We start from the raw sequence: 16,388 nt of genomic DNA, 5'->3' as shown, positions 1-16,388 counted from the left end.
GGGGCCAGGCCCGGTCCCACCACTCTTCCTCGAAGGACACAGGCAGCACCATGGTCAACCTCGCGTACGTCATCGCCGGATCGGAAGCCACCGGGGGAGCCGGCATCCAGGCCGACCTCAAGACGTTCCAGGAGCTGGGCGTCTACGGCGTCGGGACCCTGACGTGCATCGTGTCGTTCGACCCGAAGAACGACTGGGGCCACCGCTTCGTCCCGGTCGAGCCGCAGGTCATCGCGGACCAGTTCGAGGCCGCGACCAGCACGTACGACCTCGACGTCGTGAAGATCGGCATGCTGGGCACGCCCGCGACGATCGACGTGGTCGCCGAGTCGCTCGCGAGCCAGCGCTGGCACCACGTGGTCCTCGACCCGGTCCTGATCTGCAAGGGCCAGGAGCCCGGCGCGGCCCTCGACACCGACACCGCGCTGCGCGAGAAGATCCTGCCGTTCGCGACCGTCATCACCCCGAACGTCTTCGAGGCGAAGATCCTGTCCGGCATGGAGAAGATCGAGTCGGTCGACGACCTGGTCGAGGCCGCCGAGCGCATCCACGCCCTGGGCCCGGACTTCGTGGTCGTCAAGGGCGGCGTCGAGCTGCCCGGGCCGGACGCGGTCGACGTCCTGTTCGACGGCCAGGAGATCACGGTCTTCTCCGTCCCCAAGGTGGGCGAGGAGCGCGTGAGCGGCGCGGGCTGCACGTTCGCCGCGGCGATCACGGCCGAGCTCGCCAAGGGCAACGACGTCGAGCGCGCCGTGGGCGTCGCGAAGCAGATGGTCACCGAGGCGATCGAGGCGCGCGTGAGCTCGCACGCACCGTTCGACACGGTGTGGCAGGGCGCGTTCACGCACTGACCCTGCGCGGGTCGGGTGCAGCCGGTGGCCGGCGCCCGTGCCCGACGACGTCACGCGCCCGGGCGAGGTCTCCTCGCCCGGGCGTCGTGCTGCCCGGGTATTTCACCCCGTCCCGAGCGGTGGCCCGCGGAGCACGGTGTCACCCTGGGAGGACGGGGAGGCTGACGCGCTCGGTGCGGGCCCCAGGTCCCCGTTCGGTGGCTCCACAGCCGCAGGGGTGAGTTCCGCAGAGTGAGCCGGGTCGCGTCGACGTTCGCGACGGGGGCGTTCGTCACGACCTCCGCCTGTCAGCGACCTTCCGACGACCGGGGCAGGTCCGCCCGCTCCGTGTGCACGTGCTGCCGCCGACGAGCGGGGGATTTGAGCATGAGCGAGACGACGATCGACATCGACACGGTCGTGGGGGACTTCCGGACATCGGTGCAGGAGGCCCTCGACCAGGAGAGGCTCGACGCCGCGGTGGAGACGCTGCGGACGGCCCGGACCGAGTACCCGGCGACCTGCAGGGTCGTCAACGGCATCTTCTTCGCGGTCCTCGAGGTCTCCATCACGGGTGGGAAGACCTTCCGGTCGACCATCGGAGGCATCGGGATCGGCGGAGGCGAGGCCTCCGGGACCGTCTTCACGGACGACATCGAGCGCCTCTACCGGTCCACGGTGAGCTTCCAGTTCAACGCGACACCGGTCTACTTCAACGTCAACTTCTTCGACGGCGGACCGAACCTCGTGGGCAACGGCCTGTTCGGGACGGTCCTCGCATCCCTCGGGACGGGTGGCGGGACCGGCACCTGGAGCTGAGCCAGGGCCTGTGCGCAGAGGCGAGACGGGTGACGGCCACCCTTGCGACGACCGGTGCGCGAGCCGTCCATGCGCGCCCGGGACGATCGAGACGAACGGGGAACGAAGATGAGCGAGACCACGCTGGACATCGACACGATCGTGTCGGACTTCGAGGCGTCCGTGAAGGACACGCTCGACCAGGAGAAGATCGACGCCGCGGTGGCGAGGCTGCGGTCCACCCAGACGGCCTACCCGGCCAACGGGACGGCCGTCGGGATGATCTTCTACTACCGGCTCACGGTCGACATCCCGGCGGACAGCAAGCAGTTCGTGGGGAACGCCGGGGGCATCGGCGGCCTCGGCGGCGGCGGGTTCTGGGGGGACGTCTACACCGACGACCTCCAGCGGCTGTACCGCTCCACGGTGAGCTTCCAGTTCAACGCGACGCCGGTCTACCTCAACGTCAACTTCTTCGACGGCAGCTCGAACCTCCTGGGCAACTTCCAGTCCGGGGGAGTGGCCGTGCTGCTGGGGACCGGGGGCGGGTCCGGCGGCTGGAGCTGACCGGGGGCGGGTCCGGCGGCCAGGGCTGACCGGAGACGGTCCGGCGGCTGGAGCCGACCGGGTACCGAGTCGGGCACGACACCGCGACCGCCCGTCCCTCGGGGGCGGGCGGTCGCGGTGCGTCCGGCCGGTGTTCGATCGGTCGCCTCGACCAGGTGCCGGAGCGGGTCCGGTCCGGCCGCGGACCGACCACCAGGCAGACGCCGTCGACGTGCTGCCGCACGGAGCGCCTAGGCTACGGACCCGTGACCGACAACCTTTCCCCAGCATCCACCGACGGCAACGGCCGCACGGGCGCCCGGCACGAGGTCCCGGCGCCGTTGCGCGACGACGTCCGCCTCCTCGGCCGTCTGCTCGGCACGGTCCTGACGGAGTCGGGGGATCCCGCGCTGCTCGACGACGTCGAGCACCTGCGCGAGCTCTCGATCCGCGCGTACGGCGAGCACGCCGACGCCGCGCTCGAGGAGGCCGAGCGTCTCGTCGAGGGATTCAGCCACGAGCGCGCCGAGCAGGTGGCTCGTGCGTTCACGGTGTACTTCCACCTCGCGAACCTCGCCGAGGAGCACCACCGTGTGCGCGTGCTGCACGACCGCGAGGCCGAGCTCGCGCCGTCGGTCGTCGACGACACGCTGCCCGAGGCCTTCACGCAGCTCGCGGACGAGGTGGGTCACGAGGAGGCGCTCGCCCGACTCCAGCGGCTCGAGTTCCGCCCGGTCCTCACCGCGCACCCGACCGAGGCCCGCCGTCGGGCGATCTCGGCGTCGATCCGTCGCCTGTCGGCGCTGCTCACCGAGCGCGACGCACTGCCGTCCGGCGGCGCGTCGCTCGCGGAGAACGAGCGCAAGCTGCTCGCCGAGATCGACGGCATGTGGCGCACGTCCCCGATCCGCGCCGCGAAGCCCTCGCCGCTCGACGAGGTCCGTACCGCGATGAGCGTGTTCGACGCGACCCTCTTCACGGTCTTCCCGACCGTCTACCGCCGTCTCGACGACTGGCTCCTGGCCGACAGGGCCGGCCACGACCGCCCGCAGGCAGCACCGTTCGTGCGTCTCGGCACCTGGATCGGCGGCGACCGCGACGGCAACCCGAACGTCACCGCGGAGACCACGCGCCAGGCCGCGGCCATCGCGGCCGACCACGCGCTCCAGGCTCTCGAGCGGGCGGCGCAGCGGATCGGGCGCACCCTCACGCTCGACGAGCAGGGCACGCCTGCGTCCGACGGCCTGCGCGCCCTGTGGCAGAAGCAGCGTCAGCTCTCCGAGGCCATCACGGCCGAGGCGTCCGCCGAGTCCCCGGCCGAGCCGCACCGCGCGGTCATGCTCGTCGTGGCGCGCCGCATCGCGGCGACCCGACTGCGCGACGCGGACCTCGCGTACGCGGTGCCCGAACAGCTCGAGGCCGACCTCAAGGTCGTCCAGGACTCGCTCATCGCGGCAGGCGCGCCCCGCGCCGCCTACGGCGACCTGCAGCAGCTCGTGTGGCAGGTGCAGACCTTCGGGTTCCACCTGGCCGAGCTCGAGGTGCGCCAGCACTCGCAGGTCCACGAGGCCGCCCTCGCGGAGATCGCCGAGCACGGCGTGCACGGACAGCTGTCCGACCGCACGCGCGAGGTGCTCGACACGTACCGCGCGATCGGCTCGATCCAGCAGCGCTACGGTGTGCGCGCGGCCCGCCGCTACATCGTGTCGTTCACGCAGAAGCCCGAGCACCTGGCAGCGGTCTACCAGCTCGCCGAGGCCGCGTTCGAGGGTGCCGAGGACGCACCCGTGATCGACGCGATCCCGCTGTTCGAGACCTTCGCGGACCTCGAGGCGAGCGTCGAGATCCTCGAGGCCTCGCTCGAGCTGCCCCAGGTCCAGCGCCGTCTCGCGGAGAACGGCCGCAAGGTCGAGGTCATGCTCGGCTACTCGGACTCGTCCAAGGACGTGGGCCCGGTCTCGGCGACCCTCGCGCTGCACTCGGCCCAGAGCCGCATCGCGGAGTGGGCCCAGCGCCACGAGATCAACCTGACGCTGTTCCACGGCCGTGGCGGTGCCCTCGGGCGTGGCGGCGGCCCCGCGAACCGCGCCGTGCTGGCCCAGCCCCCGGGCTCGGTCGACGGCCGGTTCAAGCTCACCGAGCAGGGCGAGGTCATCACGGCCCGGTACGGCGACGCGACGATCGCGGCCCGCCACATCGAGCAGGTCGCCGCGGCGACGCTGCTCGCGTCCGCACCGTCGGTCGAGCGGCGCAACGCCGAGGCGACCGCCCGCTTCGCCGACGTGGCGGCGGCCCTGGACGTCTCCTCGCGCGAGCACTTCCACGCGCTGGTCCGCAGCGAGGGCTTCCCGCAGTGGTTCTCCGAGGTCACGCCCCTCGAGGAGGTCGGCCTGCTCCCGATCGGGTCGCGCCCGGCCCGTCGCGGGCTCTCCGTCGAGTCGCTCGAGGACCTGCGCGCCATCCCGTGGGTGTTCTCCTGGTCGCAGGCCCGCATCAACCTCGCCGGCTGGTACGGGCTGGGGACCTCGCTCAAGGAGTTCGGCGACCTGGAGCGGCTGCGCGAGGCGCACCGCGACTGGCCGCTGTTCGCGACGCTCATCGACAACGTCGAGATGTCGCTCGCCAAGGCCGACGAGCGCATCGCGGAGCGCTACCTCGCGCTCGGCGACCGCGACGACCTCGCGGCCAAGATCCTCGACGAGCTGCGCCTGACGCGCGAGTGGGTCCTCAAGATCTCCGGGAACGAGTGGCCGCTGGCCGGTCGTCGGGTGCTGGGCCGCGCGGTCCAGCTCCGCAGCCCGTACGTCGACGCGCTGTCGCTGCTCCAGCTCCGGGCGCTGCGCGGCCTGCGCTCGGGGGCCGAGGGCCAGTACAAGGACGGTCTGCAGCACCTCCTGCTGCTCACGGTCAACGGTGTCGCGGCGGGCCTGCAGAACACGGGCTGACCCTCTCGGTGCCGAACATGCGGTTGGCGTCCGTCTCCACACCGGAACCGACGCCGACCGCATGCTCGACCGACGGCAACCGCATGTTCGGCGAGGTGGCCGTCCGCTCCGGCCGGGCGGACGTCGGGCGCCCCGGCGATCGTGACGCCCGGTCGCACCGGGGCCGCCCCGGCGATCGACCCCGGCCGCCTCGACGACCGCGACGGCGCGCGCTACCCGGCCGCCCCGACGACCGACGCCACCTGGCCGTCCCGACGACCGGCGCCACCCGGCCGTCCCGATGATCGTGACGCCCGGCCGCCTGGGGCGAGCGGCGCCGTCGGGCCGGTCAGTCCAGGCGCGAGCGCAGCCAGGCGATGTCCGGGCCCATGTCGCCGTGCGTCTCGCAGATGACGGGCGCTCCGGCCGAGGCGATGACCGCGACCAGCTCGTCGGGCGGGATGAGCCCGTCGCCGAAGTGCGCGTGCCGGTCGGCGCCCGAGTCGAACGTGTCGCGGCTGTCGTTCGCGTGCACCAGGTCGATGCGGCCCGTCACGGCGCGGACCTGGTCCGCGGCGGTGGCCAGGTCGATCCCGCCCGCCCAGGCGTGGCACGTGTCGAGCGTGAAGCCGACCTGGTCGCCGCCCTCCGCGGCCCCGATCGCGTCCCACAGCCGCCCGATGCTCTCGAGCGTGCGAGCCATCGACTTCGCGCCGCCCGCGGTGTTCTCGATCAGCACGGGGACCTTGGCGTCGAGCGCGTCGATCGCCTTGCGCCAGTTGTCGTAGCCGACCGCGACGTCGTCGGTCGCGGTCACGTGGCCGCCGTGCACGATCACACCCTTGGCGCCGATCTCGGCCGCGCCGTCGACGATCTTCTGGAGCGACTTGCGGCTCGGGATGCGGATGCGGTTGTTGGTGCTCGCGACGTTGATGACGTACGGGGCGTGCACGTACAGGTCGAGGTCCGCGGCCGCGGCGTCCGCACGCAACGCCTCGGCGCCGCCGGGGTACGTGAACTCGGCGCCCTTCCACCCCTGGGGATCGCCCAGGAAGACCTGGGCCTGGTCGGCGCCGATCGCTCGTGCCTGGTTGACGGCGTCGGCCTGGTCGACGTGTGCTCCGATACGCATGAGGCCCACGCTACGTGCCGCGGGCGACGCGCGGCGCGGCGAGCCGGGGGTGGTGCGACGGGCCGGTGTGACGGGCCAGGTCGTCGAGTGTGCAGTTCGGGTCGTCTGAGGGCGCCCGGGACGACCCGAACTGCACACTCGACGGTGCGGCCCCGGGCCCAGGGCCCCAGCCCCGGGCCCCGGGCGCGAGCCCCCAGCCCACCCCCAGACGCGGCATGATGGCCTCATGGCCATCTTCGCTTTCTCCGTCGCCCCGCTCGGTGCCGGCGAGTCCGTCACGGACGCCGTCGCCGAGGCCGTCCGCATCGTCCGCGCGTCGGGCCTGCCCAACCGGACCACCTCGATGTTCACCGAGATCGAGGGGGAGTGGGACGAGGTCATGGACGTCGTCAAGCGCGCGACCGAGGCCGTGGGTGCCGGTGGGCACCGCGTCTCGCTCGTGCTCAAGGCGGACATCCGCCCAGGTCGGACGGGGGAGCTGACGGGGAAGGTCGAGCGCGTCGAGGAGCGCCTGGCCAAGGACTGAGACCGGTCGGGACGGCCTCGTCCCAGTGGGTGAAACGGACTCGTTCGAGTCGCTCGCACGGGCGTCGTAGGCTATGCGGCAACGCCGCCGTCCCGGGCAGCGTTCGTGGTCGCTTCCCGAGCCGCAGGAGACCCAGATGCCCCTCTTCGAGGTGGACGCCGAGCGTCCAGTTCTCGTCCGCCCGTCGCAGCCGGCGGGTGGGGGGTTCGGCACGGTCGCGCAGCGTGTGGTCGACGGCCACCTGGACGGCCTGCTCGGTGAGCAGATCTTCCCCGTCAGGCAGGGGTCGTCGACGGACGAGCCGCACCTGCTGGCGCTCGACGCCGCGGGCCTGCCCGTCGTGATCGAGGTCGTCTCGGAGCTGACCGAGGAGACCCTGACCCGGGCCATGAACCACGCCGGCCGTGCCGGGCAGCTCACGCGGGCCGAGCTCGCGGGCCGCTACGTCGGGGGCGCGGCACGGTTCCAGCAGGATGTCACGACCTTCTACGACAACGTGCCGCTCACGCGTTCGCAGGCGACGTCGCGGGCCACGGGTGCCCGCCTGATCGTCATCTGCTCGAGCGCTGAGGACGGCATCGTCGACGCCCTCGACTTCCTGCGTCAGCCCGGGTCGTCGGTGTCGGTCCTCAAGCTCGGGGTGATGCACGGCGCGGACGGTCGCCGGTTCGTCGACGTCTCGCCCCTCGTGCCCGAGCGCACGGCGCGTCCGGCGGCCCCGGCCGCTCCTCGCCGGGCGGCGGTCGAGCCCACGCGCTCGGCGCAGCGCACCGCGGACTTCGCCGAGGGGGTCGCGGTGGGGCGCGCGCTCACGGGCAAGCTGCCGATCGTGACGCAGCGCTCGCGCGCCGACCGTCGTCGGGGGTCGGAGCTCGAGGCCGCGGCGACCGTGTACGGCAGCGCCGCGGGCTCGGCGGACGTGACGGGCACGCTCGAGGCGATCCACGAGCCGCTGCTGGGTACGGACCGGGGTCTGCCCGCCGAGCTCACGCACCCGCCCGTCCCGGAGGTGCCCCCGGTGCCGCCCGTGCCGTTGCTCGCGTCGCCGCCTGCGGACGAGGCGTCCGAGTTCGGCCGTTACTCGTCGTCGTACGCCCCGAGCGTCGCGGAGGACGCGTTGTCGTCGCGCACACCGAGCCGGGCCTCGATCCTGACGCGCGAGTCCATCCGCACGCGCGAGTCGATCCGGACCCGCGAGTCGGTGCTGACGCGGGAGTCCTACGAGTCCGAGGCGCCCGCGTACGACCCGTTGTCGTACCAGCCGCCGGTGAACGTCCCGGTGGTCGACGCCCTGAGCACGATCGACCCGTTGGGCCAGGACCTCGTGCCGGCCCCGCCGTCGGCGTCCGCGCACTCCCACGACCTGGAGGACGACCCGGACGACGACCCGGACCTGCACGCCCTTGCCCGCGCCTTCGGCACGCCCGTGCCGCTCGTGTGGTCGCGCCCGCGACGCGGGCAGCGCTTCGAGGCGGTCCTGTACCCGGACGGTTTCATCGAGCTGACCGACGGCGCCCGTTTCCGTCACCCGGACGCGGCGGCGATCGCGGCGTCGGGCACGGCGACGGCCGACGGGTGGAGCGTGTGGCGCCTGGGCGACGGCGGGCCGACCCTCACGGACGCGTTCCGCGAGCAGTACGCCTGAACGCCCGGCCGCGGACGCGGCTGACGGAGGGGTGGCACGCCCACGGCGTGCCGCCCCTCCGTCGTCCCCGGGGTCGTCAGTCCGTGCTGCGCACCATGGTCCGGATCCCCACGGCCAGCCCGACGGCGGCGGTCACCACCGCGGCGACCCAGCCCCAGGCGGCGGCCGACGAGGTCAGGTCGCCCGCGAAGAGCGAGCGCTCGGCGTCGACCAGGTAGGTCAGGGGGTTGAGGTGGGCAGCGGCGCGCATCCACGACGGGCCGGTCTCGAGGGGCAGCAGCATGCCCGACAGGATCATGAGCGGGAAGAGCAGCGTCTGCTGCACGAGCCAGAACATCCACTCCTGCTTGCGGACCGCGAGGGCCAGGGCGTAGCTGAGCGACCCGATGCCCACCCCGAAGATCGCGAGCATGAGCAGCCCGAGCACCGCTCCGACGGGGTAGAGCTCGAACCCGAACGGCAGCATCACGAGCACGACCACGACGGACTGCGCCGCGATCGGCACCATCTCCTTGAGCGCACGCCCCACGAGCAGCGAGGGCCGGGACAGCGGCGAGACGAGCATGCGCTCGTGCGCGCCGGTGTTGAGCTCCTGCTGGAGGTTGGCTCCCGTGGTCGACGTGCCGAAGAGCGTCGTCATCACGAGGATCGACGGCACGAACCACTGCCAGACGCTGCCTCCCAGCGTCCCGGTCGCGCCGCCGTCCTGCCCGCTGAGCGTGCCGACGAGCAGGGGGCCGAACAGGGCGAGGAACACGAGCGGCTGCACCAGCCCGAACACGACCGAGAACGGGTCGTGGAGCAGCGGGCGCAGCTCGCGGACGAGGACGATCGAGGTGTCGCGGGCGAGGTTCGCGAGCCGGCCGCGGGGGCGGGAGCCGGGGCGTCCCGCCGAGGTGCCGCGCTGCGTGCGGGTGGTGGCGGGGCCGCCGGTCGGGGCCGTGTCGACGGTGCTCATGCTGCGTCCTTCCCGGAGAGCGCCGCGCTCTCGGTGGTCCGTGCGGTGGGTGAGGTGGTGGCGGGGCCGTCCGTCGTCCCCGTCTCGCGCAGGCTGCGCCCGGTCAGCGCGAGGAACACGTCGTCGAGGGTGGGGCGGTGGACCTGGGCCGCGGAGACGCCGACGCCCGCGTGGTCGGCCGCGCGCAGCAGGGCCGGGAGCAGCGTGGGCCCGTCCGCGGCGCGTGCGGTGACCTGGGCGCCGGACGTCTCGACCTCCCGGACCCCGGGGGCGCGGGAGACGAGCTGCGCGAGGCGGGCGCGGTCGTCGGGCGTCGTGGCGTCGAGGACCACGCGGTCCCCGGCGAGGTTCGTCTTGAGCGCCTCCGCGGTGTCGTCCGCGATGACCTCGCCGTGGTCGACGACGACGACGCGTTCGGCCATGGTGTCGGCCTCGTCGAGGTAGTGCGTGGTCAGGACGATCGTCATGGGGTCGCCCGTCGTCGCGAGCGCGTCGGCCCGCATGCGCAGGACGTGCTCCCACAGGTTGGCGCGGTTGTGCGGGTCGAGGCCGGTCGAGGGCTCGTCGAGGAACAGGAGCGAGGGCGAGTGGACGAGGCCCATCGCGACGTCGAGCCGGCGACGCTGCCCGCCCGAGAGGTCGGCGACCTTGCGCGCGCGCAGCGCGGTCAGGTCGAGCGCTTCGAACAGCTCGTCGGCGCGGCGGCGCGCGGCCCGGCGGTCGAGGCCGTAGACGACGCCCTGCGTCACGAGCTCGTCGACCGCCCGCTGGTTGTGGCCCGCGGCGTTGCCCTGCCCGACGTACCCGATGTGGTGACGGACCTGCGCGGGGTGCGCGACGACGTCGTACCCCGCGACGGTCGCGCTGCCCGACGTGGGCGCGATGAGCGTCGTGAGCATGCGCAGGGTCGTGGTCTTGCCGGCCCCGTTGGGGCCTAGGACGGCGACGAGCTCGCCCGGCTCGATGTCGAGCGAGATGCCGCGCACGGCGTGCACGGTCTCGTGGCGGCTCACGACGAAGTCCTTCGTGAGGGAGCGGGTGTGGATCACGGTGTCCTCCAGGAGTGGGTGATGGCTCCACCCTGTCGGAGATAGCGGTCAGGTTCTGTCCGCTACCTCGTGCGACGCTGGGAACATGCTCGAGACCTCGGCCCGACTCCTCGCCCTGCTCTCCCTGCTCCAGGCCCGCCGCGACTGGCCGGGGGAGGCGCTCGCGGAGCGCCTGCGTGTCAGTCCGCGCACGGTGCGGCGCGACGTCGACCGCCTGCGCGAGCTCGGCTACCCGGTGCGCGCGACCAAGGGGCCCGACGGCGGGTACCGCCTCGACGCCGGTGCCGACCTCCCGCCCCTGCTGTTCGACGACGAGCAGGCCGTCGCGGTCGCCGTCGCCCTCCAGACGTCCCAGGTGGGAGGGCTCGAGGAGCCGGCGCAGCGGGCGCTCGCCACGATCCGCCAGGTCATGCCCGCGCGGCTGCGCGGACGGATCGACGCGCTCGAGGTGACCGTCGTGCGGTCGTCCGCGCAGGCGGCGCGACCCGACGTCGACCCGGCCGTGCTGGTCGCGGTGGGCAGCGCCGTGCGGGGGCGCGAGGTGCTGCGCTTCGACTACGACGGCGGGTCGTCGCCGCTGCTCGGCTCGGGCGACGCGGCCTTCCGGGCCCCGCGTCGCGCCGAGCCGCACCACCTCGTGACGTGGGGCGGGCGCTGGTACCTCGTCGCGTGGGACCTCGAGCGCGCCGACTGGCGCACGTTCCGCGTCGACCGGATGACCCCGCGGACGCCCACCGGCCCGCGGTTCGCGCCGCGCGACCTGCCCGCCGTGCCGACCGACCGGTCGGGCGCGTCGTCGCGTCGCGCGGGGCCGGCAGAAGTCACGGTGGACGGTACGACGGGTGCGCGCTCGCCGGGCAGCGCCGCCGGAGGAGGGGAAGGAGCGGCGCGGGGGCGTCGCACCACCCGCAGGACCTCCGTGCCCGACGTCGCCGCGTACGTCGCGCACCAGTTCTCCCGTCCGCGGTGGCCCGCCGAGGGCGAGGTCGTCCTGCACGCCCGGGCGGACGACATCGCGCCGTGGGTGGGGGAGCAGGGCCTCGTCGAGGCCCTCGGACCGGAGCGGTCCCGGCTCGTCGCCGGATCGTGGTCGTGGCGAGGTCTGGCCGCGTGGATCGGGATGTTCGACGTCCCGTTCGAGGTCGTCGGGCCGCCCGAGCTGCGGACCGCCGTCCGCGAGATGGGGGAGCGGTACCGGGGGGCTGTCGAGGGGGTGGTCGGTGACGGTGACGGGGTGACGGGGTGACCGGGTGTCGGAGTGCCGGTGAATGTGGTCGGTGACGCGGTGACGCGGTGACGCGGTGACGCGGTGGTGCTCCGGTCGGCGACCGGAGCAGTGTCGGCGCGACGAGCGGGGCGGTGACCGGGGTCACGCGGGGCCGGGTTGACCGGAGCGTTCACCTCCCCGTAGTGTTCTCGAAGTCAGCCCGGCAGGGAGAGACAGACACCACTGCGAAGCTCTTCGGAGCCGCCGCGAAGTGGCTGTTGCCCCGGACTGAAAATCCGACATCTTGAACTGGATGCCTCGCGCTTCCAGGCCCTGACGTCGGGGTCGACCTTCGAGTTTGACCCGGTTCGCCGGGTTTGAAACGAAGAAGCCGATCTGGTAGGTTAGAGAAGTTGCCCCGAGTGAAGGCCCCTGGTGGGTTGGAGTCGGTGCGTGTCGGTTGCTTGAGAACTCAACAGTGTGCTTGATAGTTAATGCCAATTGTCCTGCATGGGCGTGTGGCGCGCATCGTTTGGTGTGTGTTGTGTGTTCGTGTTGAGACTTCTATTTGGTATGAATTGAAAACGTCATGTTTTCGGTTTGTAGCCATGATTATGGACCTTCGGGTCCGCTTCGTATGGTTGTTAATCCTTCGGGGTTGATAGCAAACATTTACGGAGAGTTTGATCCTGGCTCAGGACGAACGCTGGCGGCGTGCTTAACACATGCAAGTCGAACGGTGATGCCCAGCTTGCTGGGTGGATCAGTGGCGAACGGGTGAGTAACACGTGAGTAACCTGCCCCAGACTCCGGGATAAGCCTTGGAAACGAGGTCTAATACTGGATACGAGATGCCCCTGCATGGGGAGTGTCTGGAAAGATTTATCGGTCTGGGATGGACTCGCGGCCTATCAGCTTGTTGGTGGGGTAATGGCCTACCAAGGCGACGACGGGTAGCCGGCCTGAGAGGGCGACCGGCCACACTGGGACTGAGACACGGCCCAGACTCCTACGGGAGGCAGCAGTGGGGAATATTGCACAATGGGCGAAAGCCTGATGCAGCGACGCCGCGTGAGGGATGAAGGCCTTCGGGTTGTAAACCTCTTTCAGCAGGGAAGAAGCGCAAGTGACGGTACCTGCAGAAGAAGCGCCGGCTAACTACGTGCCAGCAGCCGCGGTAATACGTAGGGCGCAAGCGTTGTCCGGAATTATTGGGCGTAAAGAGCTCGTAGGCGGTTTGTCGCGTCTGGTGTGAAAACTCAAGGCTCAACCTTGAGCTTGCATCGGGTACGGGCAGACTAGAGTGCGGTAGGGGTGACTGGAATTCCTGGTGTAGCGGTGGAATGCGCAGATATCAGGAGGAACACCGATGGCGAAGGCAGGTCACTGGGCCGCAACTGACGCTGAGGAGCGAAAGCATGGGGAGCGAACAGGATTAGATACCCTGGTAGTCCATGCCGTAAACGTTGGGCACTAGGTGTGGGGCTCATTCCACGAGTTCCGTGCCGCAGCAAACGCATTAAGTGCCCCGCCTGGGGAGTACGGCCGCAAGGCTAAAACTCAAAGGAATTGACGGGGGCCCGCACAAGCGGCGGAGCATGCGGATTAATTCGATGCAACGCGAAGAACCTTACCAAGGCTTGACATACACCGGAAACTTCCAGAGATGGTTGCCCCGCAAGGTCGGTGTACAGGTGGTGCATGGTTGTCGTCAGCTCGTGTCGTGAGATGTTGGGTTAAGTCCCGCAACGAGCGCAACCCTCGTCTTATGTTGCCAGCACGTCATGGTGGGGACTCATAAGAGACTGCCGGGGTCAACTCGGAGGAAGGTGGGGATGACGTCAAATCATCATGCCCCTTATGTCTTGGGCTTCACGCATGCTACAATGGCCGGTACAAAGGGCTGCGATACCGCGAGGTGGAGCGAATCCCAAAAAGCCGGTCTCAGTTCGGATTGGGGTCTGCAACTCGACCCCATGAAGTCGGAGTCGCTAGTAATCGCAGATCAGCAACGCTGCGGTGAATACGTTCCCGGGCCTTGTACACACCGCCCGTCAAGTCACGAAAGTCGGTAACACCCGAAGCCGGTGGCCCAACCCTTGTGGAGGGAGCTGTCGAAGGTGGGACTGGCGATTGGGACTAAGTCGTAACAAGGTAGCCGTACCGGAAGGTGCGGCTGGATCACCTCCTTTCTAAGGAGCATCACTCACAGCTGGTGACCCTCTGGGTGCTGGTTGTGCAGAGGCCATGGCACTCGCCGAACGCGTGGGTGGATGGTTGCTCAAGGGTGGAACATTAACGAAGAGCTCGTCCATGACGGTTCGTGTCAGTACCTGTCTGCCTTCGGGTGGGTGGTGGAACATCACGGGTACGGGGGAGGGGTTTGCCAAGCACACTGTTGGGTCCTGAGGGAACCGCCCGCATGGGTGGGGTCGCTCTGAACGGGCCATCGCGTCTCCTGGGTGAACCGCCAACCGGTTGTGTTGGTAGGCCGTGGGAGCGGGTGGGATCGTCCGTAGCTTGAGAACTGCACAGTGGACGCGAGCATCTTTGTAAGATCAAAGATTTATCTTTGTTCTCTGCAATTTTTTGTTGTCAAGTTTTTAAGGGCACAGGGTGGATGCCTTGGCACTAGGAGCCGATGAAGGACGTTGTAGCCTGCGATAAGCCTCGGGGAGTTGGCAAACGAACCGTGATCCGAGGATCTCCGAATGGGGAAACCCCGCTGGAGTCATGTCCAGTGACCCGCACCTGAATATATAGGGTGTGTGGAGGGAACGTCGGGAAGTGAAACATCTCAGTACCGACAGGAAGAGATATTCCGTGAGTAGTGGCGAGCGAAAGCGGAACAGGCCAAACCGTTCATGTGTGATAGCTACCAGGCGTTGCATGGGCGGGGTTGTGGGACCTTTCAGACCGGGCTGGTACCCGGTCAGGGAGTCAGAAAGCCGCGTTATAGTCGAAGGGCATTGAAAGGCCCGGCACAGAGGGTGCGACCCCCGTAGACGAAATGACGCGGCCTCCCGAAGGGGATCCCAAGTAGCACGGGGCCCGAGAAATCCCGTGTGAATCCGGCAAGACCACTTGCTAAGCCTAAATACTACCTAGTGACCGATAGCGGACCAGTACCGTGAGGGAAAGGTGAAAAGTACCCCGGGAGGGGAGTGAAATAGTACCTGAAACCGTGTGCCTACAATCCGTTGGAGCCTCCCTAGCAGGGGTGACAGCGTGCCTTTTGAAGAATGAGCCTGCGAGTTAGTGCTCAGTGGCAAGGTTAACCCGTGTGGGGAAGCCGTAGCGAAAGCGAGTCTGAATAGGGCGAATGAGTCGCTGGGTCTAGACCCGAAGCGAAGTGATCTAGCCATGGGCAGGTTGAAGCGTGGGTAAGACTACGTGGAGGACCGAACCCACCAGGGTTGAAAACCTGGGGGATGACCTGTGGTTAGGGGTGAAAGGCCAATCAAACTTCGTGATAGCTGGTTCTCCCCGAAATGCATTTAGGTGCAGCCTCGCGTGTTTCTTGCCGGAGGTAGAGCTACTGGATGGCCGATGGGCCCTACAAGGTTACTGACGTCAGCCAAACTCCGAATGCCGGTAAGTGAGAGCGCGGGAGTGAGACTGCGGGGGATAAGCTCCGTAGTCGAGAGGGAAACAGCCCAGACCACCAGCTAAGGCCCCTAAGCGTGTGCTAAGTGGGAAAGGATGTGGAGTTGCACAGACAACCAGGAGGTTGGCTTAGAAGCAGCCACCCTTGAAAGAGTGCGTAATAGCTCACTGGTCAAGTGATTCCGCGCCGACAATGTAGCGGGGCTCAAGTACACCGCCGAAGCTGTGGCATTCACACAAACGCTAGGCCTTCGTGGTCCAGGCGTGTGGATGGGTAGGGGAGCGTCGTGTGGGCAGTGAAGTCGCGGGGTAACCCAGCGGTGGAGCCTACACGAGTGAGAATGCAGGCATGAGTAGCGAAAGACGGGTGAGAAACCCGTCCGCCGAATGACCAAGGGTTCCAGGGCCAGGCTAATCCGCCCTGGGTAAGTCGGGACCTAAGGCGAGGCCGACAGGCGTAGTCGATGGACAAGGAGTTGATATTCTCCTACCGGCGAAGAACCGCCCATACCGAACCCGGTGATGCTAAGCGCCCTTAACTCGCACCGTCTCCTTCGGGAGACATCGCGGGAGCGGCGCGCGACCCGAACCGGTACTAGGTAAGCGTATTAACAGGGGTGACGCAGGAAGGTAGCCCAGCACGGCGATGGTTGACCGTGTCCAAGGTTGTAGGGCGAACAGTAGGCAAATCCGCTGTTCACATAGCCTGAGAACTGATAGATAGCGCGTATGCGCGAATTGGGTGATCCTATGCTGCCAAGAAAAGCCTCGGCGCGAGGTTCTAGCCGCCCGTACCCTAAACCGACTCAGGTGGTCAGGTAGAGAATACTAAGGCGATCGAGAGAATCGTGGTTAAGGAACTCGGCAAAATGCCCCCGTAACTTCGGGAGAAGGGGGGCCCGATGCGTGACGGAACTAGCTTCCCGAGCGTTGACGGCCGCAGAGACCAGGGAGAAGCGACTGTTTACTAAAAACACAGGTCCGTGCGAAGTCGCAAGACGATGTATACGGACTGACGCCTGCCCGGTGCTGGAAGGTTAAGAGGACGGGTCAGCTCTTCGGAGCGAAGCTCAGAATTTAAGCCCCAGTAAACGGCGGTGGTAACTATAACCATCCTAAGGTAGCGAAATTCCTTGTCGGGTAAGTTCCGACCTGCACGAATGGCGT

The 16,388-nt window shown here is 68.8% G+C and carries 10 protein-coding genes and 2 rRNA genes; 9 read left to right on the top strand and 3 right to left on the bottom strand.

The features are described from left to right. Positions 1 to 50: 50 nt before the first annotated feature. The 4 genes from thiD (at position 51) to ACFVQ3_RS02555 (ending at position 5,119) form a co-directional block, all read left to right on the top strand. Positions 51 to 851, top strand: coding sequence for a bifunctional hydroxymethylpyrimidine kinase/phosphomethylpyrimidine kinase (gene thiD / locus ACFVQ3_RS02570; RefSeq protein WP_387634698.1), 801 nt, complete (start codon positions 51 to 53; stop codon positions 849 to 851). A gap of 366 nt (positions 852 to 1,217) precedes the next feature. Continuing rightward, positions 1,218 to 1,649 carry a VapA/VapB family virulence-associated protein gene (locus tag ACFVQ3_RS02565; protein ID WP_387634695.1) on the top strand — a complete coding sequence of 144 codons (432 nt, stop codon included), beginning with the start codon at positions 1,218 to 1,220 and terminating at the stop codon, positions 1,647 to 1,649. A 108-nt stretch (positions 1,650 to 1,757) separates the two neighbouring features. Further along, complete coding sequence (locus ACFVQ3_RS02560) at positions 1,758 to 2,195, top strand: VapA/VapB family virulence-associated protein (RefSeq protein ID WP_387634692.1); 438 nt, start codon at positions 1,758 to 1,760, stop codon at positions 2,193 to 2,195. Between the two features lie 245 nt (positions 2,196 to 2,440). Further along, a complete protein-coding gene (locus ACFVQ3_RS02555) occupies positions 2,441 to 5,119 on the top strand; it encodes a phosphoenolpyruvate carboxylase (RefSeq protein ID WP_387634689.1) in 2,679 nt (892 codons plus the stop codon). Positions 5,120 to 5,447: 328 nt separating this feature from the next. Here the strand turns inward: ACFVQ3_RS02555 and ACFVQ3_RS02550 are convergent, their stop codons facing one another. Beyond that, positions 5,448 to 6,230, bottom strand: a complete 783-nt coding sequence (locus ACFVQ3_RS02550) for a deoxyribonuclease IV (RefSeq protein WP_387634686.1) — start codon at positions 6,228 to 6,230, stop codon at positions 5,448 to 5,450. Positions 6,231 to 6,456: 226 nt separating this feature from the next. Here ACFVQ3_RS02550 and ACFVQ3_RS02545 point away from each other — a divergent pair, with 226 nt between their 5' ends. Then, positions 6,457 to 6,756 (top strand): MTH1187 family thiamine-binding protein, encoded by a 300-nt coding sequence (locus ACFVQ3_RS02545; RefSeq protein WP_138827129.1) that lies wholly within the window; start codon positions 6,457 to 6,459, stop codon positions 6,754 to 6,756. Between the two features lie 136 nt (positions 6,757 to 6,892). Continuing rightward, positions 6,893 to 8,401 carry a hypothetical protein gene (locus ACFVQ3_RS02540; RefSeq protein WP_387634682.1) on the top strand — a complete coding sequence of 503 codons (1,509 nt, stop codon included), beginning with the start codon at positions 6,893 to 6,895 and terminating at the stop codon, positions 8,399 to 8,401. A gap of 76 nt (positions 8,402 to 8,477) precedes the next feature. Here ACFVQ3_RS02540 and ACFVQ3_RS02535 read toward each other — a convergent pair whose 3' ends face one another. Both ACFVQ3_RS02535 and ACFVQ3_RS02530 read right to left on the bottom strand, forming a co-directional pair. Beyond that, positions 8,478 to 9,359 (bottom strand): ABC transporter permease, encoded by an 882-nt coding sequence (locus ACFVQ3_RS02535; RefSeq protein ID WP_387634679.1) that lies wholly within the window; start codon positions 9,357 to 9,359, stop codon positions 8,478 to 8,480. Next, entirely contained in the window at positions 9,356 to 10,408 is a 1,053-nt protein-coding gene (locus ACFVQ3_RS02530) for an ATP-binding cassette domain-containing protein (protein WP_387634676.1), read from the bottom strand. Before ACFVQ3_RS02530 ends, ACFVQ3_RS02535 begins: the two co-directional genes overlap by 4 nt. An 85-nt stretch (positions 10,409 to 10,493) precedes the next feature. Here ACFVQ3_RS02530 and ACFVQ3_RS02525 point away from each other — a divergent pair, with 85 nt between their 5' ends. From ACFVQ3_RS02525 to ACFVQ3_RS02515, 3 genes are all read left to right on the top strand, one after another. Beyond that, the gene (locus ACFVQ3_RS02525) at positions 10,494 to 11,654 is read left to right on the top strand and encodes a helix-turn-helix transcriptional regulator (RefSeq protein WP_387634673.1); all 1,161 of its coding nucleotides are present in this window, start codon (positions 10,494 to 10,496) and stop codon (positions 11,652 to 11,654) included. A gap of 632 nt (positions 11,655 to 12,286) precedes the next feature. Further along, positions 12,287 to 13,807 (top strand): 16S ribosomal RNA (locus ACFVQ3_RS02520). Positions 13,808 to 14,208: 401 nt separating this feature from the next. Beyond that, a 23S ribosomal RNA gene (locus ACFVQ3_RS02515) occupies positions 14,209 to 16,388 on the top strand; the annotation flags it as partial.

It is taken from the genome of Oerskovia sp. NPDC057915, assembly GCF_042887685.1.
GTDB lineage: Bacteria > Actinomycetota > Actinomycetes > Actinomycetales > Cellulomonadaceae > Oerskovia.
The sequence above is the reverse complement of the archived record's forward strand: the minus strand, read 5'-3'. Positions and strand labels throughout refer to the sequence as shown.